The 23403-nt window shown below is 74.2% G+C and carries 24 protein-coding genes; 13 read left to right on the top strand and 11 right to left on the bottom strand.

What is annotated here, in order from left to right:
- Window positions 1–60: 60 nt before the first annotated feature.
- The 6 genes from kamD to ACI795_RS13020 all read left to right on the top strand — a co-directional run bounded on the left by kamD (window position 61) and on the right by ACI795_RS13020 (window position 6236).
- Window positions 61–1647, top strand: coding sequence for a lysine 5,6-aminomutase subunit alpha (gene kamD / locus ACI795_RS13045; protein WP_457075948.1), 1587 nt, complete (start codon window positions 61–63; stop codon window positions 1645–1647).
- Window positions 1640–2383: a lysine 5,6-aminomutase subunit beta gene (kamE, locus tag ACI795_RS13040; RefSeq protein ID WP_457075947.1), complete on the top strand. Its 744-nt coding sequence runs from the start codon at window positions 1640–1642 to the stop codon at window positions 2381–2383. Before kamD ends, kamE begins: the two co-directional genes overlap by 8 nt.
- On the top strand, window positions 2380–2775 hold the full coding sequence (gene kal, locus ACI795_RS13035) for a 3-aminobutyryl-CoA ammonia lyase (RefSeq protein ID WP_457075946.1): 396 nt from the start codon (window positions 2380–2382) through the stop codon (window positions 2773–2775). The genes kamE and kal overlap by 4 nt, the downstream gene beginning before the upstream one ends.
- A 451-nt stretch (window positions 2776–3226) precedes the next feature.
- A complete protein-coding gene (lnt, locus tag ACI795_RS13030) occupies window positions 3227–4831 on the top strand; it encodes an apolipoprotein N-acyltransferase (RefSeq protein WP_457075944.1) in 1605 nt (534 codons plus the stop codon).
- The gene (locus ACI795_RS13025; protein WP_457075943.1) at window positions 4828–5628 is read left to right on the top strand and encodes a polyprenol monophosphomannose synthase; all 801 of its coding nucleotides are present in this window, start codon (window positions 4828–4830) and stop codon (window positions 5626–5628) included. The genes lnt and ACI795_RS13025 overlap by 4 nt, the downstream gene beginning before the upstream one ends.
- Window positions 5629–5669: 41 nt before the next feature.
- The gene (locus ACI795_RS13020; RefSeq protein ID WP_457075942.1) at window positions 5670–6236 is read left to right on the top strand and encodes an FxsA family protein; all 567 of its coding nucleotides are present in this window, start codon (window positions 5670–5672) and stop codon (window positions 6234–6236) included.
- 64 nt (window positions 6237–6300) lie between these two features.
- On the opposite strand, the gene ACI795_RS13015 is transcribed toward ACI795_RS13020, so the two are convergent.
- The 5 genes from ACI795_RS13015 to ACI795_RS12995 form a co-directional block, all read right to left on the bottom strand.
- Window positions 6301–6645 carry an RNA polymerase-binding protein RbpA gene (locus ACI795_RS13015; protein ID WP_457075941.1) on the bottom strand — a complete coding sequence of 115 codons (345 nt, stop codon included), beginning with the start codon at window positions 6643–6645 and terminating at the stop codon, window positions 6301–6303.
- Window positions 6646–6840: 195 nt separating this feature from the next.
- On the bottom strand, window positions 6841–7578 hold the full coding sequence (locus ACI795_RS13010; protein WP_457075940.1) for a thymidine kinase: 738 nt from the start codon (window positions 7576–7578) through the stop codon (window positions 6841–6843).
- The gene (locus tag ACI795_RS13005) at window positions 7575–8951 is read right to left on the bottom strand and encodes an MFS transporter (protein ID WP_457075939.1); all 1377 of its coding nucleotides are present in this window, start codon (window positions 8949–8951) and stop codon (window positions 7575–7577) included. Before ACI795_RS13005 ends, ACI795_RS13010 begins: the two co-directional genes overlap by 4 nt.
- A gap of 46 nt (window positions 8952–8997) precedes the next feature.
- Entirely contained in the window at window positions 8998–9906 is a 909-nt protein-coding gene (locus tag ACI795_RS13000) for a lysophospholipid acyltransferase family protein (protein ID WP_457075938.1), read from the bottom strand.
- Window positions 9903–10679: a glycerophosphodiester phosphodiesterase gene (locus tag ACI795_RS12995; protein WP_457075937.1), complete on the bottom strand. Its 777-nt coding sequence runs from the start codon at window positions 10677–10679 to the stop codon at window positions 9903–9905. Before ACI795_RS12995 ends, ACI795_RS13000 begins: the two co-directional genes overlap by 4 nt.
- 115 nt (window positions 10680–10794) lie before the next feature.
- Between ACI795_RS12995 and ACI795_RS12990 the strand changes: the two genes are divergently transcribed.
- Window positions 10795–11190 (top strand): hypothetical protein, encoded by a 396-nt coding sequence (locus ACI795_RS12990; protein ID WP_457075936.1) that lies wholly within the window; start codon window positions 10795–10797, stop codon window positions 11188–11190.
- Between the two features lie 94 nt (window positions 11191–11284).
- Here the strand turns inward: ACI795_RS12990 and ACI795_RS12985 are convergent, their stop codons facing one another.
- Window positions 11285–11539 (bottom strand): hypothetical protein, encoded by a 255-nt coding sequence (locus ACI795_RS12985; RefSeq protein WP_457075935.1) that lies wholly within the window; start codon window positions 11537–11539, stop codon window positions 11285–11287.
- Between the two features lie 405 nt (window positions 11540–11944).
- Window positions 11945–12967, bottom strand: a complete 1023-nt coding sequence (locus ACI795_RS12980; RefSeq protein WP_457075934.1) for a cupin domain-containing protein — start codon at window positions 12965–12967, stop codon at window positions 11945–11947.
- A gap of 242 nt (window positions 12968–13209) precedes the next feature.
- Between ACI795_RS12980 and ACI795_RS12975 the strand changes: the two genes are divergently transcribed.
- Window positions 13210–14010, top strand: a complete 801-nt coding sequence (locus ACI795_RS12975; protein ID WP_457075933.1) for an NAD(P)H-dependent oxidoreductase — start codon at window positions 13210–13212, stop codon at window positions 14008–14010.
- Here ACI795_RS12975 and ACI795_RS12970 read toward each other — a convergent pair.
- Entirely contained in the window at window positions 13994–14554 is a 561-nt protein-coding gene (locus ACI795_RS12970) for an isochorismatase family protein (protein WP_457075932.1), read from the bottom strand. The two genes, ACI795_RS12975 and ACI795_RS12970, sit on opposite strands and share 17 nt — an antisense overlap.
- 177 nt (window positions 14555–14731) lie before the next feature.
- On the opposite strand from ACI795_RS12970, the gene ACI795_RS12965 reads away from it, so the two are divergent.
- Together ACI795_RS12965 and ACI795_RS12960 are read left to right on the top strand one after the other, a co-directional pair.
- Window positions 14732–15991 carry a cation:proton antiporter gene (locus ACI795_RS12965; protein WP_457075931.1) on the top strand — a complete coding sequence of 420 codons (1260 nt, stop codon included), beginning with the start codon at window positions 14732–14734 and terminating at the stop codon, window positions 15989–15991.
- A 232-nt stretch (window positions 15992–16223) separates the two neighbouring features.
- Window positions 16224–18014 carry a glycoside hydrolase family 15 protein gene (locus tag ACI795_RS12960; RefSeq protein ID WP_457075930.1) on the top strand — a complete coding sequence of 597 codons (1791 nt, stop codon included), beginning with the start codon at window positions 16224–16226 and terminating at the stop codon, window positions 18012–18014.
- 41 nt (window positions 18015–18055) lie between these two features.
- Here ACI795_RS12960 and ACI795_RS12955 read toward each other — a convergent pair whose 3' ends face one another.
- The gene (locus ACI795_RS12955; protein WP_457075929.1) at window positions 18056–18841 is read right to left on the bottom strand and encodes a hypothetical protein; all 786 of its coding nucleotides are present in this window, start codon (window positions 18839–18841) and stop codon (window positions 18056–18058) included.
- On the bottom strand, window positions 18838–19743 hold the full coding sequence (locus ACI795_RS12950; RefSeq protein WP_457075928.1) for an ABC transporter ATP-binding protein: 906 nt from the start codon (window positions 19741–19743) through the stop codon (window positions 18838–18840). The genes ACI795_RS12955 and ACI795_RS12950 overlap by 4 nt, the downstream gene beginning before the upstream one ends.
- Window positions 19744–19882: 139 nt before the next feature.
- Between ACI795_RS12950 and ACI795_RS12945 the strand changes: the two genes are divergently transcribed.
- Together ACI795_RS12945 and ACI795_RS12940 are read left to right on the top strand one after the other, a co-directional pair.
- Window positions 19883–21214: a sensor histidine kinase gene (locus ACI795_RS12945; RefSeq protein ID WP_457075927.1), complete on the top strand. Its 1332-nt coding sequence runs from the start codon at window positions 19883–19885 to the stop codon at window positions 21212–21214.
- Complete coding sequence (locus ACI795_RS12940; protein WP_457075926.1) at window positions 21211–21879, top strand: response regulator; 669 nt, start codon at window positions 21211–21213, stop codon at window positions 21877–21879. The genes ACI795_RS12945 and ACI795_RS12940 overlap by 4 nt, the downstream gene beginning before the upstream one ends.
- Before the next feature lie 94 nt (window positions 21880–21973).
- Here the strand turns inward: ACI795_RS12940 and ACI795_RS12935 are convergent, their stop codons facing one another.
- Entirely contained in the window at window positions 21974–22585 is a 612-nt protein-coding gene (locus ACI795_RS12935; RefSeq protein ID WP_457075925.1) for an antibiotic biosynthesis monooxygenase, read from the bottom strand.
- A 94-nt stretch (window positions 22586–22679) separates the two neighbouring features.
- On the opposite strand from ACI795_RS12935, the gene ACI795_RS12930 reads away from it, so the two are divergent.
- Window positions 22680–23402 carry a M50 family metallopeptidase gene (locus ACI795_RS12930; protein WP_457075924.1) on the top strand — a complete coding sequence of 241 codons (723 nt, stop codon included), beginning with the start codon at window positions 22680–22682 and terminating at the stop codon, window positions 23400–23402.
- Window position 23403: the final 1 nt, after the last annotated feature.

Raw genomic sequence — 23403 nt, 5'->3', positions numbered from 1 at the left:
ACCTCGGGCTTTCTGCACCGAAAGCCCGGAGCTCTCGGTACAGAGAGCCCGGGGACTGCGGTGAGCAAGCTGGCGCTGGACCCGCAGCTGGTGGTGCGGGCCCGGGAGCTGGCCGCGCGGGCGGCCGCGCCGGTGGTCGACCTGGCCACGGCACACACCACCGTCTCCGTCGAGCGCGCGGTGCTGCGCCTCGCCGGCCTGACCGGCACCGACCCGGTCACCGGCGGTGGGGGAGAGCAGCAGGACCGGGTGCCCTGGGTGAACCGCGTGGTGGACGCCGTCCGGGACCAGGTCGGCCTGGAGCACGGCGTCGCGCTGCCGGTCTGGCACGCGCTGCGGGACGGCGGCACCCTGCACGACCTCGCCGAGCGGGTGGGGGCGGGCACCGCCCGGTTCACCGTCCCCGAAGGGGCGGCTGCGGAGCACGCCCGCGAGGCCGCCCGGGCCGCCGTCGGAGCCGGGATCGGCCGGATCGACGCCAACCGGGCCCGACGGGACGAGCTGGTGGCCACCCACGGCGACCCACCCCGCCGTCCGTGGATCTACCTGATCGTGGCCACCGGCGACATCCACGAGGACATCCCGCAGGCGCAGGCGGCCGCCCGCGCCGGCGCCGACGTCATCGCCGTGATCCGCTCCACCGGGCAGTCGCTGCTGGACTACGTGCCCGAGGGCGCCACCCGCACCGGGTACGCCGGCACGTACGCCACCGGCGAGAACTTCCGGCTGATGCGGGCCGCGCTGGACGACGTCAGCGCGGAGCTCGGCCGCTACGTCCGGCTGACGAACTACGCCTCCGGGCTGTGCATGCCCGAGATCGCCGTGCTGGCCGGTCTGGAGCGGCTGGACATGATGCTCAACGACGCGATGTACGGGATCCTCTTCCGCGACATCAACCCCCGCCGCACCTTCGTCGACCAGCGGTTCAGCCGCATGGTGCACGCCCGCGCCGGGATCGTCATCAACACCGGCGAGGACAACTACCTCACCACCGCCGACGCCGTCGACGAGGCGCACACCGTCACCGTCAGCCAGCTGCTCAACGAGACGCTGGCGAAGGAGGCCGGGCTCGCCGACTGGCAGCTGGGCCTGGGGCACGCGTTCGAGATCGACCCCGCCGTCCCGGAGTCGTTCCGGCTGGAGCTGGCGCACGCCCTGCTGGCCCGGGAGCTCTTCCCCGACGCGCCGCTGAAGTGGATGCCGCCCACCAAGCACATGACCGGCGACGTGTTCGGCGGCTACCTGCTCGACGGCTTCTTCAACCTGGCCGGGGCGCTCACCGGCCAGGGCATCCTGCTGGTCGGGATGATGACCGAGGCCGTGGTCACCCCCTGGCTGTCCGACCGCGACCTGGCGCTGCGCAACGTGCGGTACGTGCTGGAGGCCGCCGGGAACCTGCACGAGGACTTCGCCCCGCAGCCCGGCGGGTTCATCGACCGCCGGGCGCACACCGTGCTCACCGAGGCGGTGGCGCTGCTCGAGCGGATCGCCGACCAGCCGCTGGGGCTGATCCAGGCGATCGCCGACGGCACGTTCGGCATCACCAAGCGGTCCCCGGACGGCGGGAAGGGGCTGGACGGCGTCGTCGTCAAGGCCGCCGACCACTACGACCCGGCCACCGAGCTGCTGGAGCGCGTCCATGCCTGAGGGGATCGTGCGGCCGTACGGGGACACCACCGGCGACGGGATGGTGCAGACCTCGTTCACCCTGCCCGTGCCGCCCGGGCCGAGGGCCGAGGGTGCGGCGCTGCAGCTGGCGCAGAAGATGGGCATCGAGCCGGCGATGGTGGTGCACAGCCACGGCATCGGCGGCTCCTTCACCTTCTTCGTCGTCTACGGCAGCGTGCGGCACCTGGTCGACCTGGACGCCGTGCAGGTCGAGGAGCGGGCCTACCCGCTGCTGTCGCCGAGCGAGGTGAACGCCGCGATCAAGACCCGGCTGCGGCGCAGCCTGGTCGTGCTCGGGGCGTGCATCGGCACCGACGCGCACACCGTCGGCATCGACGCGATCCTCAACCTCAAGGGGTTCGCGGGGGAGAAGGGCCTGGAGTACTACCGGGAGCTGCAGGTGGCCAACCTCGGCGCCCAGGTGAGCGTGCCGGAGCTGGTCCGCGCTGCCCGCACCCGGCAGGCCGACGCCGTCCTGGTGTCCCAGGTGGTCACCCAGAAGGACGCGCACCTGCGCAACACCCGCGAGCTCGCCGGGGCGTTCCGGGAGGCCATGGGGGAGTCGCGACCGCTGCTGGTGGTCGGCGGGCCCCGCTTCGACCCCGCGATGGCCGCCGAGCTCGGCGTGGACAAGGTCTTCGGCCGGGGGACGACGCCCGGCGAGGTGGCCAGCTACCTGGTGCACGCACTCGTCCCCGAGGAGGCAACCGCATGACCGACCCCCGCCTGGGCCTCGTCGTCACCCACCGCCGCTACGTGCCGTACGCGCACGCCCACTACGGCGGGGACCTGGTGGACGGCGCGTACACCCTCGGCCTGTTCGGCGACGTCGCCACCGAGGTGGCGATCCGCACCGACGGTGACGAGGGCCTGCTGGCCGGGTACTCGGAGGTGCGCTTCCTCGCCCCGGTGCAGGCCGGTGACGTGCTCGAGGCCTCCTGCGAGGTCGTCCGGGTGGGCCGGCGCAGCCGGGAGCTGCGCTGCTGGGCGGAGGTCGTCGCCCGGGCCGAACCGGCCCGGGGCGCGTCGGCGGCCCGGCTGCTCGACCCACCGCTGCGGGTGGTCGAAGCGGTCGCGACGCTGGTGGTCCCGGCGACCGGCGGGTGACCCGTGACGTCGATCCGTGTCGACATGGCGACACGGGCACCGGCCACGAGTCGCCATGTCGACACGGCACGCCGGATCGAGGTAACGGTCGGGTAACGGTCTGACCCGTTCGTCACCGGAGGACCCCCGGTGGTTCCCTCCCGCGTTGCCGGTCCCTACTCTCGGCGCGGTCCGTCCTGGGGGACCGGGTCCGACTCCGGTCCCCCCTCCGGGGCCCCGCGTCACCAGACAACGGCGCAGCGGTCGCACCCAGCCGCCGCTGCACCGGCCCGAAGGCGCGGGGCCCCGAGGCGGGCCGGCCACGGCCAGCCGGGACGTCGTCCCGGGATGGGATGCTGGAGGGAGGCCGCCGCACCGGGTGTGGTGGCTCCCGGCCCCGTCCCACGCGGCCGGCCCATTCCCCGGGCCGTGGCCCGGGACAGCGTGGAGGGCGGCGGTGCCGGCAGTGACGGTGAGCGGCACGGTGACCGCCGACGCGGCCGGGGTCCCGGCCCAGCGCCCGGAGCCCGCACCCGACCGGCGGTGGCCCTGGCGCACGGCGCTCGCCGCCCTGGGCGGGCTGGCGCTCTACCTGGCGTTCCCCGGGCACGACCTCTCCGCCCTCGCCGTGCTCGGGCCGGCTGCGCTGGCGCTGGCCGTGCGCGGTCAGCGGGTCCGGGGCGGGCTGTGGCTCGGCCTGGTGCTCGGGCTGGTCACCATGGTCCCGCTGCTGTCCTGGAGCGGGATCTACGTCGGCGCCTTCCCCTGGCTGGCGCTGGCGGTCACCGAGGCCCTGTACTTCGCGTTGCTCGGCGGCGCGACTGCGCTGACCTCCCGGCTGCCCGGGTGGCCGGTCTGGGCCGCGGCGCTGTGGGTCGCCCAGGAAGCGCTGCGCGGCCGTTGGCCGCTGGGCGGCTTCCCCTGGGGCCGGCTCGGCTTCAGCCAGGCGGAGGGACCGTTCACCGCGTTCGCCGCCTGGGGCGGGGTGCCGCTGGTCGGCTTCGCCGTCGCGCTGACCGGGACGCTGCTGGCGGCCGCCGTCGTCCGGGTGCTGCCCGCCCGGGTGGGGGAGGGGAGTGCCCGCCGGACGGCGCTGCGCGCGGCCGCGGTCGCGGTCGGAGGCGCCGTCGCCGTCCCCGCCGTCGGGGGGCTCGCCTGGCTGCCGCTGGCCGGCCCCTCGCTCGCCGAGGGCGGCCCGACCCGCACCGTCGCCGTGGTCCAGGGGAACGTGCCGCGGGCCGGCCTGGACTTCAACGCCCAGCGCCGGGCGGTGCTGGACAACCACGCCGCCGAGACGATCCGGCTGGCCGACGCCGTCGCCGCGGGGGAGGCGGCGCAGCCCGACCTGGTGATCTGGCCGGAGAACAGCTCCGACATCGACCCGTACACCAACGCCGACGCCGCCCGGGTGATCAGCCGCGCCGCCCGGGCCGTCGACGCGCCGATCCTGGTGGGCGCCGTCGTCCGGGGGCCCGGGGAGCTGATCTCCAACACCGGCATCGTCTGGGACCCGGTCACCGGCCCGGGGGAGACCTACGTGAAGCGGCACCCCGTGCCGCTGGCCGAGTACGTGCCCGCGCGGCCGTTCTTCCGCTTCTTCAGCCCGCTGGTCGACCGGGTGACCGACTTCGCGCACGGCACCGAGGTGGGCACCCTGGACATCGGGGGAGCGCGGGTCGGCGACGTCATCTGCTTCGAGGTCGCCTACGACGGACTGGTCGCCGACGTCATCGACGACGGCGCGGGCATGATCGTCGTGCAGACCAACAACGCCACCTTCGGCTACACCGACGAGACCGAACAGCAGCTGGCGATGAGCCGGCTGCGCGCGGTCGAGTTCGGCCGCACCGTCGTGGTGGCCGCCACCAGCGGGGTGAGCGCGATCGTGGCCCCCGACGGGTCGCTGGTCCACCGCTCGGAGCTCTTCACCGCCGACTCCTTCGTCGAGCCGATCGCCCAGCGCGATCAGCGCACCGTCGCCGAGCGGCTGGGCGCCGGACCGGAGTGGCTGCTCACCGCGGTCGGCGTCGGGGCGGTGCTCGTCGCCGTGGTCGCCCGCCGGCGGGGCACCCGGTGAGCGTCCCCGGCGGGCTGGAGCCGGTGCTCGTCGTCGTCCCCACCTACGAGGAGGTGGGGAGCCTCGGCGCGGTGCTGGACCGGCTGCACGCCGCCGTCCCCGCCGCGCACGTCCTCGTCGTCGACGACGCCTCGCCCGACGGCACCGGCGAGCTCGCCGACGCCCGCGCCGCGGCCGACGCCCGCGTGCACGTGTTGCACCGGACCGGCAAGCAGGGGCTGGGCGGTGCCTACGTCGCCGGCTTCCGCTGGGCCGCGGAGCACGGCTACGCCGTGGTGGTGGAGATGGACGCCGACGGCTCGCACCCGCCGGAGCGGCTGCCCGCCCTGCTGGCCGCGCTGGCCGACGCCGACCTGGCGCTCGGGTCGCGCTGGGTGCCGGGCGGACGGGTGGTGGACTGGCCCCGCCGCCGGCAGGTCATCTCGCGCGTCGGCAACCTCTACACCCGCTGGGCACTGCGCCTGCCGCTGGCCGATGCGACCGGCGGCTTCCGGGCGGCCCGGGCCGACCTGCTGGCCCGGCTGCCGTTCGACCAGGTGGCGAGCCAGGGCTACTGCTTCCAGGTCGACTGGGCGTGGCGGGCGGTCCGTTCCGGCGCCCGGGTGGTGGAGGTGCCGATCACCTTCACCGAACGAACGGTGGGCCGGAGCAAGATGAGCGGCTCGATCGTTGGAGAGGCGTTGGCACGGGTCACCTGGTGGGGCGTGCTCGACCGGCTGGCCGACCGGCTGCCCGGGCGGGTGCCCCGTCCGGTGCCCGCGCGCAGCCGCGGCGGACGGACACGGGCGCTCCAGTAGGGGCGCCGGCCGTCCGCTCCGCGGCCGGAGAGGAGTGGGACATGGCCATGGGCTCCGCGATCGGCGGGCACGACACGAGGCGCCGGGCGTCCTCACGCTGGCGGACGGCGCTGGGGCTCGGTGCACTGGCCGAGGTCGTCGTCTTCGTCCTGGTCGCCGGCTGGATCGGCGTGGGCTGGACGCTGCTGCTGGCGCTGGCGACCAGCGCCCTGGGTGGGCTGCTGCTGGCCCGGCAGGGCACCCGCGCGCTCACCGAGCTGCGACTGCGCGCCGAGGAACACCGTGCACCGGGCCGCGCCCTGGGCGACGCCGGACTGGTGGCCCTCGGCGGGCTGCTCATGGTCCTGCCCGGGTTCATCGGTGACCTGCTCGGCCTGATGTGCCTGCTGCCCGGCACCCGGGCCCTGCCCCGGGCGCTGATCGCCCGGGGGATCGCCCGCCGGCTGCCCGACCGCTGGCTGGGTCCGGTGCGGGTGCGGGCGACGCGCACCGTCGACGGGACGGTCGCCGACACCCCGGACGACGTCCACCGCGCCGGCCCCGCTCACCGGGTGATCGAGGGACGCGTCGTCGAGGGCGAGGTCGAGGACGGTCCGTCCGGGCGCTGACGCCCCCCGGACGCAGAACGGCCCCGGTGGGAGATCCCACCGGGGCCGTTCCGGGGTCCTTCGACTAGCTGGCGCGGGTGCGCCGCCCGCGGAGCACCTCGAGGCGCTCGGCGAGCACCTCCTCCAGGTCGTCCACCGAGCGACGCTCCAGGAGCATGTCCCAGTGCGTGCGCGGGGGCTTGACCTTCTTGGGGGCCGGCTCGGAGCCACCGACCAGCTTGGCCGCCGAACCGTCGAACTTGCACTCCCACGTGTCGGGGAGCTCCGCGTCGTCGGCGAAGGGCACCGTGACCAGGTGGCCCTGAGCGCACTTGTACTCGGCGTACTGCCGCTCGATCGGCGCGGTGTTGCGCTCGGTCTCGTAGCTCACGCTGCCCAGTCGGCTTCCGCGCAGGGAACGCTCGCCCATGGCACACCGTCCTCTCGTGCTGATCTCGGTCTGGTCTGGGACTGCCCGGACAGCCGACTGCTCACGCATCCGGCTCGGGGTGTCGCAGAGGTCAACGACAGATGACGGAAAGAGATTCCGTGTCGTCCGACTGCTCATCATCGCATGGGGTGATGAACCAACGTTCAACCACCCCCGGCGGGGGAGGGGCACCGCTCAGCGCAGGGCCAGCTGCCCCGGCCCGGTCGGCGTCGGGCCCAGCTGACCGTTCGCGTGATGGCGTCGGCACAGCACCTGGTAGCGCACGGCCGGGTCACCGGTGGCGCCGTCCGGCGGCGGGGCCGGCTCGGTGTCGGCGACGACGACGGTGGCGCCCTCGCGGACCATCTCGCCGTCGACCACCCGCGCGTTGAGCAGCCCGGGCAGTCCGCACCAGCACAGCACCATGACCTGGACCCGCTGGACGTCGTCGGCGAGCTCGAACAGCCGCTGCGTGCCGGGGAAGAGCCGGGCGCGGAAGTCGGTGGTCAGGCCGAAGGCGAAGACGTCGACGTGCGACTCGTCGACCAGTTCGGCCAGCTGCTCGACCTGCGCGCCGGTGAGGAACTGCGCCTCGTCCACGATCAGGTAGTCGACCCGCTGGCCGACCGCCCACCGGTCGCGGACCAGCAGCCGCACGTCGGTGCCGGCGTCGACCTCCACCGCGTCCTGGCGCAGCCCGACCCGGGAGCTGATCTGCGCGGGCCCCGACCGGTCGCCCTGGGTGAGCAGCAGGCCGTGGCGGCCCTGCCGGCTCTGGTTGTGGTCGACCTGCAGCGCCAGGGTCGACTTCCCGCAGTCCATCGGCCCGTGGAAGAACGTCAGGTGCGCCGGGGCCGGGTGCCGCCGCCGGTCGCCGGCGACCGGCACCACCTCCAGCAGGTCGGTCGGGCCGTCGAGGGGGGCGGGTGTCACAGGCGCTCCGGAGGGGTGTTGCCGGCTTCGACGATCGCCTGGCGCATGTCCAGCCGCGCCAGCAGCCAGCCGCCGAGGACGAAGAACAGGACCAGGCTGAAGATCGCGTACCGGTAGGAGTCGGTCAGCTGGTAGGTCAGCGCGAACAGGAAGGGGCCCAGCCAGCTGGTGCCGCGGTCGCTGAGCTCGTAGAAGCCGAAGTACTCGGCCTCCTTGCCCGGCGGGATCAGCTGGCTGAACAGCGACCGGGACAGCGCCTGGGTGCCACCGAGCACGAACCCGATGACGACGGCGAGCAGGTAGAACTGCACCGCCGCGCCGGCCTGCACGAAGTAGGCGGCCACCAGCACGCCGGTCCAGACGACCAGGCCGCCGAGCACGGTGCGCTTGGCCCCGACCGCCGCGGCGATCCGGCCCATCCCCATCGCGCCGAAGAAGGCGACCACCTGGACCAGCAGGATGGTGGACACCAGCGTCGTCTGGGAGAGCTCGAGCTCCTCGGCGCCGTACTGGGCGGAGACGCCGATGATCGTCTGCACGCCGTCGTTGAACAGCAGGTAGGCGCCGAGGAACCACAGCGTCAGCCGGTAGCGCCGCATGTCGCGCAGCGTGGCGGCCAGCTGCCGGAAGCCGCCCGACAGCGCGCCACCGCGGGCCGGGACGACGGCGTCCTCCCGGGGCCGCCGGTTGCGCAGCAGCGAGACGCTGACCACGGTGAACCCGGCCCACCAGAGGCCGGCCGAGGCCAGGCAGATCCGCACCGCCTCGCCCTCGGTCAGCCCCAGCGACTCGTACTGGGTGAACAGCGCCAGGTTGGCCGCGAGCAGCAGCGCACCGCCGAGGTAGCCGAAGGCCCACCCGCGGCTGGAGACGGCGTCCCGCTCGTCGGGGCCGGCCAGGTCGGGCAGCCAGGAGTAGTAGACGACGGTGGCCGCGCCGAAGCAGAGGTTGGCGACGACGAACAGCGCCGCGCCCAGCAGGTAGCGCTCGCCGGCGACGAAGAACATCGCCATGGTGGCCAGCGAGCCGAGGGTGGCGAACCCGGCCAGCAGCTGGCGCTTGCGCCCGCTGCGGTCGGCGATCGCGCCGGTGATCGGCAGCACCAGCACCTGCAGCACGACCGACAGCGACAGCACGTACCCGAACCAGCTGCCCGGCGGGACGCTGATGCCCAGCGGGTGGATCCGGCCCTCGGCGTCGGCGGCCGCCTCGGCGATCGAGGTCAGGTAGGGGGCGAGGAAGACGGTCGTCACCGAGGTGTTGAAGACCGACATCGCCCAGTCGTAGGAGTACCAGCCGGCGCGCTCGCGGCGCAGGGCCCGGTCGGCGCGGGGGACGGCGGACCCGGCTGGGGCGGGGGGTGCGTCGGTCACGGGCGCAGGGTGTCAGCCGCCGGTGGGCGGGTCCAGCACCGGGAGATCACGGGATGTCCTCGGGCACCACGCCGCCGGGGAAGGCGGCCACCGCGCTGGTCGGACGGGTCGGGTCGACGAACGCGATGTGGTCGGCCGGCTCCCCGGCCCGCAGCGGGGCCAGGCCGCGGGTCAGCGCCGCGGCGATCCGCACCCGCGCCCGGTTGGCGTCACCCACCCGGCCGGGCTCCAGGTCCTCGAAGTGCACCGGGGCACCGATGTGCACCCGCAGGGCGGGCCGGCGCCAGAGCGCCCGCAGCAGGGTGCGGAGCTTCCCCCAGTCGTTGGCGTACTGGAGCACCTCGTGGGCGCCCCACTGGCTGACCGGGATGACCGGCACGTCAGCGGCCAGCGCCATCCGGGCCAGCCCCGTGCGTCCTCGTTCGGGCCAGCCGTCGGCGGTCAGCCCGACCCGCCCCTCGGGGTAGGCGACGACGTGGCCACCGGCGGCGAGCGCCACCTGGGTGACCCGCAGGGCGTGCGCGGCGACGTCGGTGCCCCGGTCGACCCGGATGCCCCCGGCCCGCTCCAGCAGGGCACCGGCGACCGGGGCGGTCATGATGCCGCGCGTCGCCATGAACCGGGGCGTGACCCCGGCCCGGTGCAGCGCTGCGGCGACGACGAAGGTGTCGAAGTCACCGATGTGGTTGACCGCCAGCAGCAGTGGGCCGTCCAACCACTCGCCGGGGATGCCGCCGGTGACCTCCAGGCGCCCGAAGATCCCCGGCACCCGGTGCAGGGTGCGCAGCAGCGCCCGCCAGAACCACCACGGCGGCGCGGCGGCGATGGCCAGTTCCCGGGCGAACCACTCGGGGTCCCCGGGGCCGACCAGGCCGGCGAGCTCGGCAGGCAGCGGTGGGGCCGCCGGCCGCCAGGAGCGCAGGCGGGCGGCCAGCGCGACCCGCCGGCTGGTCATGCGCCGGTCCACTGCCCGCGGGCCACCAGCAGGTCGCGGAGCATCGCCGGCCGATCGGTCATCACCCCGTCGACGCCCAGGTCGAGCATCTGCTTCGCATCGCCCTCGTCGTCGACGGTCCACACGTGCACCTGCAGGCTGCGCGCGTGCGCGGCCTCGAGGAAGCGCTCGTCCACCAGCGGACGGCCGCCCAGTGCCAGCGGCACCTGGGCACAGCCGGCCTGGATGCGCACCAGCCCAGCGGCTCGGGGGGAGTAGGACGACAACCGCAGGGCCGCGACGCCCTTGGGGCCGAGCGAGGTGCAGACGTCGGGGCCGAACAGCCGGCGCGCGGCGGCGATCCGGGCGTCGGAGAAGGACCCGAGGCAGATCCGGTCCTCGACGTTCAGCCGGCGCACGAGCCGCACCAGCGGGGCGACCACGCCGGCGGCCTTGATGTCGAGGTTGAAGCGGACGTCCGGCCAGGCGCCCAGCAGGTCCTCCAGCGCCATGATCGGTTCCCGGCCACCGATCAGCGCCGTCCGGACCTCCCGCCACGGCATGCTCTCCACCCGGCCGGTGCGGTCGGTGACCCGGTCCAGCGTCGGGTCGTGGAAGACCACGAGGACGCCGTCGGAGGTCACCCGGACGTCGGTCTCCAGGTACCGGTAGCCCAGCGCCACGCAGGACTCGAAGGCGCCGGCGGTGTTCTCCACGTGCTCGATGGCCCCGCCTCGGTGGGCCATGGCGATGGGAGTGGGCCCGTCGAGGAAGGCGTAACGCGAGCCGGGCACCCCATCACGCTAGCGGCGTCCTCCGGCGGCCCTGCGCAGGGTGTCGAGCCGCCGCGGGACCGACCTCGGGCGTGTCCCTCCGGACCTGTCGGACCGGCCGTCTACCGTCGTCGCCGTGGGGGTCGAGCAGCGCACCGGAACCCGCCCGGCACGCCGGCGGCAGCGCGACGCAGAGGAGCGTCGCTGCGGCTGGTGCCGCAGCCTGCTCCCGACCCAGGAGACGGTGGGTCGGCCCCGGTTGTACTGCGGGCAGGCCTGCCGGCAGCGCGCCTACGAGCAGCGCTCTGCCAGCACCAAGGCCGGGCTGTCCGACGACGTGGTGCTGGTGACCCGCGCGGAGCTCGACGCCCTCCAGGACCGGCTGTACCAGCTGCGCTGTTCGATCGAGGACGTGCAGACCCTGCTCACCGAGAAGCCGACCAAGGCCGAGCTGGAGCGCTCGCTGGACGAGCTGGTGCGCGCGACCGGCCGGCTGGACCGGCTGTGGCTCAACGGTCGTAGCGCCGGCTGAGCCAGCTGACCGGGGGAGCACCCGACGAAAGCGTCACAGTGACGTAAGTCACCGGAGAGGACCGGGCGCTCGGGGGAGCGGTGGGCCGCCGGACTCAGCCGTCGGAGTCCTGGTTCCGGTCCTCGTTGCCCTGCTCGACGTCCGAGTCGTGCACGTCGGGGAGGTTGCCCTGCTCGACGTCGTTCTCATCGTTCCCCGAGGTGTTCGTGCTCTCGTCATCCGTGGTGCCGTCGTTGCGCTCGTAGCTGTTCGGGCCGCCACTGGGGTCGGCGCAGGACGTCAGCACAGCCGGACCGCCGGCCAGGGTGAGCGCGGCGAACAGAGCGGCAACCGGGCGTCGGATCCTCATGGCCCGACCCTAAGTACGACAGGCGCGGACCGCCCGTCGAACCGGCCAGTGCACCCGTCATTACGTCAGCGTGACGTAATGACGGGTGCACTGGCGCACCAGACGAGGGGGCGCCGGATCGGAGGGGCAGTGCTGAACGGGCGCAAGACCAAGATCCACGAGCCGAGCAGGCGACCCGCGGGGTCATGATCATCTTTGCCGACCAGGGGGCCGAACGGTCGGCGAGCCGGACCGGATGGCGCTCGGACGGCAACCAGCCGGCTCGGTCGGCGACTCGAGCACCGCGCCGGCCGGGAGGCACGACACCGGGACGACGTGATGTCGAGCCGGGCGGCCGGTCGCGACGAGCCGGGCACCCAGCTGGCATCTCCGCAGGTCACCATCGCGCCGATAATCGACATTATGTCAAGTAGAGGCCAGCGGCAGCGATCTTCGCGTCTCCCGACTGCCCTGATCAGCAGCGGCCGCGGCACCGCGGAACTCGCTGGGGTTCACGCCACGCACCCTCTTGAACGCGGCGCTGAAACCGAAGGGATCCGAATAGCCCACGGTGCGGGCGACCTCGGCGATGGTCGCGTCCGGCCGGTCCAGGAGCAGGTCCGCGGCCAGCGCCATGCGCCAGCGGGTCAGGTAGGTCATCGGCGGCTCCCCCACCCGATCGGCGAAACGCTTGGCCAGCGTCGCGCGCGACACCCCGGTCCGCTCGGCCAGCGCTGCGACCGTCCACGGTGCTGCGGGCTCGGCGTGCAGCACCCGCAGCGCCTCTCCAGCGACCAGGTCACGCTGGGCGGCCCACCAAGCCGGTGGCCGGGCACCGGGGCGGTCGAAGTACTCGCGCAGCGTGCAGACCAGCATCCAGTCCAGCAGGCGGTCCAGCACGACCTGCTGGCCGGGGGCATCGATCGCGGCCTCGGCGGCGAGGTGGTCCAGAACCGGATCAGCGCTGCCGCCGGCGCCCACGCGCAGCAGCACCGGGAGCGCCTCGACCAGCTGACGGCTGATCTCACTGCGCAGCGGGTACGCCCCGACGATCAACGTCGTCGCAGCGTCTCCACGTCCAGAGTCACCGCTGGCCCCAGCTCCGCGCTCGCTGGGCTCACCGGGGTCGTGCCAGCCCAGCCGGTGGCGGGTGCCGCCCTGTTCAGGGGTCGCGCACTCCACCCCGCACAGGATGGGAACCGCATCCGTGTCGACCTCGTCGACGAAGCTGAAGGTCCCCGGCCCGCGGACCAGGACGGTGTCGTAGGCGCCGATCCGCTGGGGCGGCTCTCCCTCGGGCACGATCCACCCCGCGCCGGACACGAGGGTGCACAACGTCAGCGGCGCCCCGTCCACGAATCGCAGCGACCAGGGCGGGGTCAGGATCGAGCGGCCGAACAACGAGCCCTGGGCCCGCACCCCCCGCAACACATCGCTGACGGCGTCCACTCGTGCAACCTAGACGATCACGCAGGTCTTTCGGCGTCTGAGCCATGTCATCGTCCACGTCGGCGGCGTTGACTGAGGACCATGAGCGGCAACACCACCCACGACACCGGTGTGGGCCCCACTCCCGTGCTCGCCACGCACCTGGGTCGAGCGCCGCGGACCTCCGACGACCATGTCGTCCGGGCCGCCGCCGACTGGCACCGGTTCGCACCGCCGACCCCTGCCGCGCGAGAGGTGAACCCGTGACCATCGCCCATCCCCCGACGCCGGACACCGCCTTGTGGGTGCACGCGCACCCCCGCCGCCGGTCCTTGAACGGCCGCCTCTTCGAGGAGGGGGTCCGGGAACTGTCCGGGCGCTACGAGGTGACGACCTCGGACCTGTACGCCCAGCAGTTCGACCCCGTCCTCAGCGATCGCGACCTCGGCGAGCGCGCCCAGGAGCCCGGGAACATCGCCGAGCTCGTCGGTGAGGCGTACGCCGGGGGACGACTGCCCGCCGACGTGCGCGCCGAGCAGGCCAAGCTCGCCGCGGCGGAGCTGCTCGTCATCCAGTTCCCCCTGTGGTGGTACGGGCCACCAGCCATCCTGAAGGGCTGGTTCGACCGAGTCCTCACCGCCGGCTTCGCCTACGGCGACCTCGACCCCGACCTCGGCGTGCCGCGACGCTACGGCGACGGCGGGCTGGTGGGGCGCAAGGCGTTGGTGGTGGTGACCGCGGGACAGGATGCCCGCTCGATCGGAGCGCGCGGCATCAGTGGCGACCTGGAGTCCCTGCTGTTCCCCCTCACTCACGGGGTGCTCTGGTACGTCGGCATCGAGCCCCTCGACCTGCACGTCGTCCACGACGCCGACACGCTGGAGACCGGCGGGGTGGACCGGGAGGTCGAGCGCTTGCGCGAGAGGCTGCGCAGCATCGACGCAGAACCCGCTCGCCGGTTCCGGCGCCTGCGCGACGGCGACTACCAGGGAACCCGGGCCCTGCGCGCCGACCTCCTGCCCGGGCGCACCGACCTCGGCATCCACCTCATCGGACCCGGCTGAACGTGACGTCGGCCGCCGGGGTCACCGCCGCCGTCCGCCCGGGTGCTGCCTGGAACTGCCAGTACAGGTTGGTGTGCGCGATGACCTGGTCGACCGGCGGCGCTCCCCAGGCGCTCTTGTCGCCCGCCGTGTGCGCGTCGCCGACCAGCGTGACGTCGTAGCCCCGGGTGAACGCCCCGTGGATGGTCGACCGGATGCAGGCGTCGGTCTCGGCTCCCGTGACGACCACGTGCCCTACGTCGAGGTCGGCCAGCACGGCCTCGAGGTCGGTGCCCTCGAACGAGTCCCCGTAGGACTTGTGCACCAGCGGCTCCGCCTCCCGCCGGGACAGCTCGGGGACCCACCGCCACGCGTCGCTCCCCCGCACCAGTTCCTCGTCGGAGTGCTGCACCCAGACGACCGGCACGTCCACCCCCCGGGCCCGGTCGACCAGGCCGCTGATGGCGGCGACCACCTCGTCCCGGCGGTGGGCTCCGCCCACCACACCGTTCTGCACGTCGATGACGACGAGGGCGGTGTTCGGGCGGTCGGGCAGCGTGGTCATGACGGTCTCCCCTGCTGGTCAGCAGGCCCATGTCCAGCGGCCCGTGTGATGTCGGTGACGCTAGACCGGGCCACCGACAGGACTGCGCTCACCGCACCGCACGGATGAGCGCACGGGCCGGGTCGGTCGCCGGCGCCGAGGTGCGCCGTCGGCGGGATCTCCGGTAGGCAGGACGGCATGGACCTCCTGGCGACCTTCGGCGTCGTACTCGCCCTGGCGGCCCTCCTGTCCGGGCTGGCGGCGCGAACCCCGCTGTCGACGTCGCTGCTGGTGCTGGTGGCCGGCGCGCTGCTCGGACCGGGACTGCTGGGCGTCGTCGACGTGCACGCCGACAACCCGATCGTCTCGACGCTCGCCTCGATCGCGCTGGTCACCGTGCTGTTCACCGACGGCCAGCACCTGTCCGTGGGCCACGTGCGCAGCACCGCGCGGCTGGCCGGACGGGCCCTGCTGCTCGCCATGCCGCTGACCGCGCTGGGCATCGCCGCGCTCACCGTGCTCGTCACCGATCTCGGTTGGATCCCGGCGCTGCTGATCGGGGCGGTCCTCTCCCCCACCGACCCGGTGTTCGCTGCGGCCATCGTGCAGCGCGACGAGATCCCGCAGCGGCTGCGCCGGCTGCTCAACGTCGAGAGCGGCATCAACGACGGCCTGGCCCTGCCCGTGGTGCTGATCCTGCTGGCGCACAGCGGGACGCCGCAGGGCGAGACCGAGCCCCTCGTGCTGATCGGCGAGCTCGTCGGCGGCGTGGCGCTGGGCGTCGCCGTCCCCTTCGCGGTCAAGGGCCTGACGAAGCTGCCCGGCTTCAACGCCAGCGCTGCTCCGGCGCTGCTGGTCCTGGCTGCCGGCCTGACCTTGTTCGGTGTGGCCGAGCTGACCCACGCCAACCCCTACCTGGCCGCCTTCGTCGGTGGGGTGACCTTCGCGACGATCCTCCCCGAGGTCCGCGTGGCCTTCGCCGAGCTGGGCGAGCAGTTGTCCGAGGCGGCCAAGCTGCTGGCCCTGCTGGTCTTCGGCGGCCTGCTCACCCCGACGCTGCTGGGCAGCGTGCCCATCGGTGGCTGGGTGCTGGCCGCCCTCTCGCTCGTGCTCATCCGGCCGGCGGCGCTGCTCGCCTCGCTCACCATGTCGCGGCTGCCCAAGGACCAGCGGCTGGTGGCGGCGTGGTTCGGGCCGAAGGGGTTCGCCTCGGTGGTCTACGGGCTGCTGGTGCTGGAGGGCGGCGCTCCGGAGGCACAGGAGGAGTTCGCCATCATCGCGGCGGTCGTCGCCGTCTCGATCATCGTGCACAGCTCCACCGACGTGCCGGTGGCCAGGTGGCTGCGCAAGCGCAACGGCGACCAGGACGGCGGCCCCGTCGGCGGGCCGGACGATGCCCCGGGCACCGGTGCCGACACCACCCCACATGCTGACCCAGCGCGCCCCGACCGCAGCTGAGACCCGCTCGGCGCAAGGGAGCGCACGGACAGTCGCCCCCCGGGTCGCCGCGGCGGTCCCCCAGGGGCTGGCAGTTGCTGTTCGTAGTAGAGATTGGCGCGTTGTTGGGGATAACGGTCTGAGGGAAGGGGTCGGGTTTGCCGCGGGAGGCAGGTCGGTAGGTGCCCCAGGGCGTCGTCCGCGCGCCACCGGTGCGGCCCAGCCCCGGCCACCCACCCCCAGGAGGACGAGCATGCCCAGCCCGATCGAGGACTACGGCCTGATCGGCGACCTGCAGACGGCCGCGCTGGTCGGCAAGGACGGCTCGATCGACTGGTTGTGCCTGCCGTCGTTCGACTCCGCGGCCTGCTTCGCCGCGCTGCTCGGCGACGAGCGCAACGGCCGCTGGCAGCTCGCCCCGGCCGACGGCGGCCCCTGTACGCGCCGCCGGTACCGGGGCGACTCCCTGGTGCTGGAGACCGAGTGGGAGACCCCGACCGGGATGGTCCGGGTCATCGACCTCATGCCGCCGCGGGGGACCGACCCCGACGTCGTCCGGATCGTGGAGGGCGTCTCCGGACGGGTGCCGATGCGGATGGACCTGGTGCTCCGCTTCGACTACGGCCACCTGGTGCCCTGGGTGCGCACGGTGGACGGCGACCTGGTCGCCGTCGCCGGTCCGGACGCGGTCTCCCTGACCACGCCGGTGCAGCTGCACGGCCAGGACCACACCACCTCGGCCGAGTTCGAGGTGGCGGCCGGCGACCGGGTGCCCTTCGTGCTCACCCACTCCCCCTCCCACCTGCCCCGGCCGGAACCGGTGGACGCCGAGGAGGCGCTGGCCGGCACCGAGTCGTTCTGGGCCGAGTGGATCGGTCAGTGCACCTACGACGGTGAGTGGGCACCGGCGGTCCGCCGCTCGCTGATCACCCTCAAGGCGCTCACCTACCGCCCCACCGGCGGGATCGTCGCCGCCGCGACCACCTCGCTGCCGGAGGAGCTGGGCGGCAGCCGCAACTGGGACTACCGCTACTGCTGGCTCCGCGACGCCACCTTCACCCTCCAGGCACTGCTCGGCACCGGGTACCTCGCCGAGGCCCGGGCCTGGCGCGAGTGGCTGCTGCGCGCGGTCGCCGGCGACCCGGCCGACCTGCGGATCATGTACGCCCTCGACGGGTCGCGGCGCATCCCGGAGTACGTGCTGCCATGGCTGCCCGGGTACGAGGGCTCCGCGCCCGTGCGGGTCGGCAACGCCGCGGCCGGCCAGTTCCAGCTCGACGTCTGGGGCGAGCTGCTCGACGGGCTGCATCTGGCCCGCGAGTCCGGCCTCTCCCCCACGGCGGACGCCTGGGCCGTGCAGAAGGAGCTGCTGGACTTCCTGGAGGGCGCCTGGGCCCGTCCTGACGCCAGCCTGTGGGAGGTCCGCGGCGAGCCCCGGCACTTCGTCCACTCCAAGGTGCTGGCCTGGGCCGGTGTCAACGGCGCGATCGAGGCGGTGGAGCGGCACGGCCTCGACGGACCGGTCGACCGGTGGCGGGAGCTGCGCCAGCGCATCCACGACGACGTCTGCACCCGGGGCTACGACCCCGAGCGCCGGACGTTCACCCAGTTCTACGGCTCCGAGGGGCTGGACGCCGCGCTGCTGCTGATCCCCCGGGTGGGCTTCCTGCCGTGGGACGACGAGCGGGTCGTCGGCACCGTCGAGGCGGTGCAGCGCGAGCTGACCTCCGACGGCTTCCTGCTGCGGTACCACACGCATGCCGACGGGCGGGTCGACGGGCTGCCCGGTGAGGAGGCGCCGTTCCTGCTGTGCAGCTTCTGGCTCGCCGACGCGCTCAACGGCATCGGCCGTACCGCCGAGGCCCGTGAGCTGTTCGAGCGGCTGCTGGGCCTGGGCAACGACCTCGGGCTGATGAGCGAGGAGTACGACCCGCGCACCGGCCGGCACCTGGGCAACACCCCGCAGGCGTTCAGCCACGTCGGGCTGGTCAACACCGCCCGGCACCTCAGCGGCGCGCTGCGGATGCCCGGCGAGAACGCGTGAGCCGGCCGGCGGCGGGAGCTCTCCCGCCGCCGGCCGACGGGTCAGTTGATCTCGCTGCGCTGGATCCGCAGCCAACCCAGGACCATCGGCAGCGCCACCCACAGCGCCGCCGAGGTGCCGAACTGCAGCCACCCCTGCCCGTCCAGCCCGTCCTCGAACAGCGGCATGGACGTGGTCGACAGGTCCAGCCAGTCGCGCACCCAGTCCAGCGCAGACACCAGGCTGACCAGGATGGTGAACACCGTCGGCAGCACGAAGAACAGCACGATCGCCAGCGGCGAGCTGAGCAGCAGCATGCCGAAGGCCACCCCGGCCAGCACGGTGACCACCTGGGCGACGAGCACCTGGCCGACCAGTGCGGCGCTGATGCCCCAGTCGCTCTCCGCATCGGTGAAGACCGGGGTGAGCACCGTCGCGAGCGCCGAGGCGATCGCCGCGGCGACCACGCCGAGCACGGCCAGCACGGCGGCGGCGAGCACCTTCGCGACGAGCACCCGGGACCGCCGGGGCACCAGGGTGAACGTCGTCATCGCGGTGCGCTGCGACCACTCACTGGTGACCAGCAGGATCCCGAGCACCGGCAGCAGGAGGCTGATCGGCAGCTGGGTGAAGCCGAAGTGGTCGGTGAACGTCTTCGGCGTGTCCTCGACGAAGAGGGAGAGCGCGACGACGGCGAGCACGGCCAGGCCGATGACGATCAGCAGCCAGCGCCCGGCCCGGGTGTCGTAGGACTTGCGCAACTCCACCCGCACCAGCGTGGACAGGGACGGCGCGCTGGGCGCGGCCCCGGTGCGGGGACGCTCGGCGTCCAGCGTCGTGGTGCTCATGCCTGCACCTCCTGGACCTGGTGCTCGGAGCCGGTGAGGGAACGGAAGAGGTCCTCCAGCCCCGCTCCCCCGGCCGGCCGCAGCTCGGTCAGGACGACGCCCGCCGCCGCCACCGCCTGCCCGACGGCGAGGGCCTCGGCGTCGGCCACCAGGGCGTCGTCCGGGCCGGGCGAGACGCCGATGCCGGCGACCTCCAGCGCCTTGGCCAGCAGGGCCCGGTCGGGGCCGCGCACCAGCGTGCCGCCGGTGCCGGCCAGCAGCTCGGACTTGCTGCCCTGCGCCACGATCCGGCCACCGGAGATGACCACCAGCTGGTCGGCGACCGCCTCCACCTCGTGCAGCAGGTGGGAGGAGAGCAGCACCGTGCCCCCACGGTCGGCGAAGCCGCGCAGCAGTCCGCGCATCCAGAAGATGCCCTCGGGGTCCAGCCCGTTCGCCGGCTCGTCGAGAACCAGCACCTGGGGATCACCGAGCAGCGCGGTCGCGAGGCCGAGCCGCTGGCGCATCCCGAGCGAGTAGTTGCCCAGCCGTTTGCCCGCCGGACGGCCGGCCAGGCCCACCCGGCCGAGCACCTCGTCGACCCGCTCGCGGCCGACCCCCAGGACCATCGCCGACAGGGTGAGCACCTCCCGGCCGGTGCGGCCGGCGTGCTGGGCACCGGCGTCGAGCAGGACCCCGACCTCGCGGCCGGCGTTGGGCAGCTCGCGGTAGTGCTTGCCGGCGATCGTCGCCGTCCCGCTGGTCGGGTCGGCCAGCCCGACCAGCGCCCGCATGGTCGTGGACTTGCCGGCACCGTTCGGGCCCAGGAAGCCGGTGACCGTGCCCGGCTGGCAGGTGAAGGAGACGTCGGAGACGGCGACCTGCGCGCCGTACCGTTTCGTCAGGTGCTCGATCGTGATCATGGCCCAGATCCTGCTCCGGCCGGCCGGCCGCGCGCATCGGCCGGAAGTAGCTGATCGTCGCTGCGCTCCGGCCGGCGGCGGCGGAGAGGTAGACCTTGGTCGGTTCCGGCAGCGGTCCGGCGTCCGTAGCCTCCGGGAGGTGAGCGTGTCCATCCAGCCGGCCGCGCCCGAGGGCGTCGAGCATCCCTCGCTCGTGCCGGCCCAGCTCCTGGCCGGTCCCGGTGCGGCCCCGCAGCGCAGTCCGGACACCGGCAGCAGCACCGCTGGCCGCCGCCGGGTACGCCGCTCGCTCCGGGACTGGGCGGTCGACCTGGCCGCCTTCCTGATCTCGACGCTGGCCGGGCTGCTCCTCGTGGGCAGCGTGCTCGACCAGCCCGTCCCGCCGCCGGACGGCCTGCTGCTCGCCGACCTGGCGCTGGGCTCGCTCGGCTGCGCCGCGCTGTGGCTGCGGCGGCGCTGGCCGGTCGGCCTCGCGGTCGCCCTGTCGCTGCTCGCCTCGTTCTCCGACATGGTCGCGGTCGCCTGCCTCTTCAGCCTGTTCACCGTCGCGGTGCACCGCCGGTGGCCGACCGTCGTGGCGGTCACCGCGGTCAGCCTCGCGTCCTTCGCCGTGTACGTCGCCGTCCGGCCCGACCCGGAGCTGCCGTCCTGGGTGTTCGCGGTGATCGGGACCGTGCTCACCGCCGCCGTCGTGGCCTGGGGGATGTTCGAGCGGGCCCGCCGGCAGCTCGTCGTGTCGCTGCACGACCGGGCGGTGCGCGCGGAGACCGAGCAGCAGCTCCGCGTGGAGCAGGCCCGGCAGACCGAGCGCACCCGGATCGCCCGCGAGATGCACGACGTGCTGGCGCACCGGCTGTCGCTGCTGAGCATGCACGCCGGCGCGCTGGAGTTCCGCCCCGGTGCCCCGTCCGCCGAGGTCGCCCAGGCCGCCGGCGTGGTCCGGTCCAGCGCCCGGCAGGCGCTGGAGGACCTGCGGGAGGTCATCGGGGTGCTGCGTGACGGTGGGCAGGCGGACGGCGACCCGGGCACGCGGCCGCAGCCGACGCTGGCCGACGTCCCGGCGCTGGTGGAGGAGAGCCGGCGGGCCGGGGTCCGGGTGCGGGCGCAGTACCGGGTGCCCGAGCTCGCCACCGCACCCAGCGCGGCGGGCCGCAGCGCCTACCGGGTGGTGCAGGAGGGGCTGACCAACGTCCGCAAGCACGCGCCCGGCACGGTGGCCACCGTCCTGGTCGAGGGCGGCCCCGGTGCCGGGCTCGTCGTGGAGGTGCGCAACCCCGTCCCGGCCGGCGGGGGGGCCGCCACCGCGCTGCCCGGGGGCGGCACCGGGCTGGTCGGCCTGCTGGAGCGGGTCAGCCTGGCCGGCGGCCACCTGGAGCACGGCTGGACGGCCGACGGGGAGTTCCGGCTGTGCGCCGAGCTGCCCTGGCCGGTGACGCACCCGGCGGTGCCGGTGGCCGGGCAGCCGGCGTGACCGCCCCGGTCCGGGTGCTCGTCGTCGACGACGACCCGCTCGTCCGCGCCGCCCTGGCGATGGTCCTCGGCGGCGCCGAGGGGCTGACGCTCGTCGGCGAGGCGGCCGGCGGTGCGGAGGTGCCGGCCGCGGTGGCCCGGTCCTCCCCCGACGTCGTGCTGATGGACATCCGGATGCCCGGCGTCGACGGCCTCACCGCCACCGAACGGCTGCAGGCCGGGCGGGACGCCCCGCAGGTGATCGTGCTGACCACGTTCGACGCCGACGACCAGGTGCTGCGCGCACTGCGGGCGGGCGCCAGCGGCTTCCTGCTCAAGGACACCCCGCCGGGGGCGATCGTGGACGCCGTGCGCCGCGTCGCCGCGGGCGAGCCGATGCTCTCCCCCACCGTCACCCGGCGGCTGATGTGCCACGTCGCCGCCACCACCGTCCCGCCGGCCGACGACCGCCGCGACCGTGCCCGCGCCCAGCTGGCCGTGCTCAGTGACCGCGAGCGCGACGTGGCGCTCGCCGTCGGCCGGGGGCTGTCCAACGCCGACATCGGCGCGCAGCTGTACCTGAGCGTGGCCACGGTGAAGGCGCACGTGTCCCGGTTGCTGGTCAAGCTCGAGCTGACCAACCGGGTCCAGATCGCGCTGCTGATGCACGACGCCGAGCTGGTCTGACCGGCGCCCGCCGAGGTCAGCCGACGCCGTCCGGGCTGACCGCCGGTGTTCCTGGCTCACGTCCACCGTGAGCCAGGAGCACCGCACGATCAGGTCACCTGATCCCGGGGCGGCGGTCGCCCCAGCGCCGGCCGGCCAGCCACCAGGACAACCGCCGGGTGACCCAGGGCAGCAGCAGGTAGGTCATCAGCGGGGTCAGCACCAGCGTCATCGCCGCGACCCGGGCGATCACGTGGACGTCGGCCAGCAGCGCCCCCAGCGTCACCGTGGCCAGCAGGTTCAGCGGGAAGAAGACCAGCCAGATGGTCGTGGCCTGCTTCCAACGGGGCGGAGCGGCCGGCGGTGCCACCTCCGCGGCGGCGGCGACCGGGGCGTCGAACCAGCCCTCGATCCCGGTGCGCCGCTCGGTGCGGGTCACCTCGGCGAGCCCCTGTGCCGAGCCCAGCCACCAGCGTCGTTCCGGGCTCGCCTCCCAGGCGGCCAGCGTGGCCGGGGAGTCGAACCGGCACAGCATGTGCCACTCGTCCGCGCCGTTGCGGGGCTGGACCCAGCCCCCACCGAGGAAACCGGGGAACCCCTCGGCCAGGGTCAGCCCCGCCCGGATCCAGGCGCTCATCTGCACCGCGTGCGCCGGGTCGGCGCGCCGGGTGAAGGAGACGGTGACCGGGAGATCGTCCGCGGTCACCGCCTGCTGCGTGCTCGTCATGGGGGCAGCATCGCGCCCGACTGTGACGACCGGGTGACGCGGGTCCCGCGCGGCGCACCGCTCCTGCACAGCCGGAGCGGTGATGATGCCCGGCGTGACCGCCATCGAGGAGTTCTGGCGCCAGGTCAGCGCCACCTCTCCCCCGCTGACGGCCGGACTGCTCGCGCTGAGCGCGGCCGTCGCGCTGCTGCTGGTCCGCGTCCCCGGCCTGTGGCGGCACGCCCGCCACGCGGTGACGATCGCGCACGAGGGAGCGCACGGGCTGGCGGCGCTGGCGACCGGACGCCGGCTGGCCGGCATCCGCCTGCACTCGGACACCTCGGGGGTCACCGTCTCCGCCGGCCGGCCCACCGGGGCCGGCATGGTGCTCACCGCCGCGGCCGGCTACACCGGACCCGGGCTGTTCGGGCTCGGCGCCGCCGCGTTGCTGGCCGCCGGGTACGCCGTCGGCCTGCTCTGGGCGCTGCTCGCCCTGCTGGCGCTGCTGCTGGTGCAGATCCGCAACTGGTACGGCCTCTGGTCGGTCCTGGTCACCGGCACGCTGGTGTTCGCCGCGACCTGGTGGCTGCCCGCGCAGTGGCAGGCCGTCTTCGCCCACGGCGTCACGTGGTTCCTGCTGCTGGCCGCGCCGGTGACCGTGTGGGAGCTGCAGGCCAAGCGGCGCCGCGGCGCGGCCCGGGACTCCGACGCCGACCAGCTGGCCCGCCTCACCCGGCTGCCCGGGCTGGTCTGGGTCGGGCTCTTCCTCCTCGTCGACGTCGGTGCCCTCGTCCTGGGCACCTGGTGGTTGATCGGCGAGAGCGCGCTGCTCTCCTGAC

The sequence above is a fragment of the Modestobacter sp. SYSU DS0290 genome (assembly GCF_054050955.1).
Note: the sequence above shows the minus strand (reverse complement) of the source record. Positions and strands in the feature narration are given on the sequence as shown.

What these genes read in the sequence shown, in the direction of transcription:
- ACI795_RS12950 (WP_457075928.1), bottom strand. Translation starts at nt 19,743, where the DNA reads ATGATCACGATCGAGCACCTGACGAAACGGTACGGCGCGCAGGTCGCC.
- ACI795_RS12955 (WP_457075929.1), bottom strand. Translation starts at nt 18,841, where the DNA reads ATGAGCACCACGACGCTGGACGCCGAGCGTCCCCGCACCGGGGCCGCG.
- ACI795_RS13020 (WP_457075942.1), top strand. Translation starts at nt 5,670, where the DNA reads ATGGCCATGGGCTCCGCGATCGGCGGGCACGACACGAGGCGCCGGGCG.
- ACI795_RS13000 (WP_457075938.1), bottom strand. Translation starts at nt 9,906, where the DNA reads ATGACCAGCCGGCGGGTCGCGCTGGCCGCCCGCCTGCGCTCCTGGCGG.
- ACI795_RS12985 (WP_457075935.1), bottom strand. Translation starts at nt 11,539, where the DNA reads ATGAGGATCCGACGCCCGGTTGCCGCTCTGTTCGCCGCGCTCACCCTG.
- kamE (WP_457075947.1), top strand. Translation starts at nt 1,640, where the DNA reads ATGCCTGAGGGGATCGTGCGGCCGTACGGGGACACCACCGGCGACGGG.
- kal (WP_457075946.1), top strand. Translation starts at nt 2,380, where the DNA reads ATGACCGACCCCCGCCTGGGCCTCGTCGTCACCCACCGCCGCTACGTG.
- ACI795_RS12965 (WP_457075931.1), top strand. Translation starts at nt 14,732, where the DNA reads ATGGACCTCCTGGCGACCTTCGGCGTCGTACTCGCCCTGGCGGCCCTC.
- ACI795_RS12960 (WP_457075930.1), top strand. Translation starts at nt 16,224, where the DNA reads ATGCCCAGCCCGATCGAGGACTACGGCCTGATCGGCGACCTGCAGACG.
- ACI795_RS13015 (WP_457075941.1), bottom strand. Translation starts at nt 6,645, where the DNA reads ATGGGCGAGCGTTCCCTGCGCGGAAGCCGACTGGGCAGCGTGAGCTAC.
- ACI795_RS12970 (WP_457075932.1), bottom strand. Translation starts at nt 14,554, where the DNA reads ATGACCACGCTGCCCGACCGCCCGAACACCGCCCTCGTCGTCATCGAC.
- ACI795_RS12935 (WP_457075925.1), bottom strand. Translation starts at nt 22,585, where the DNA reads ATGACGAGCACGCAGCAGGCGGTGACCGCGGACGATCTCCCGGTCACC.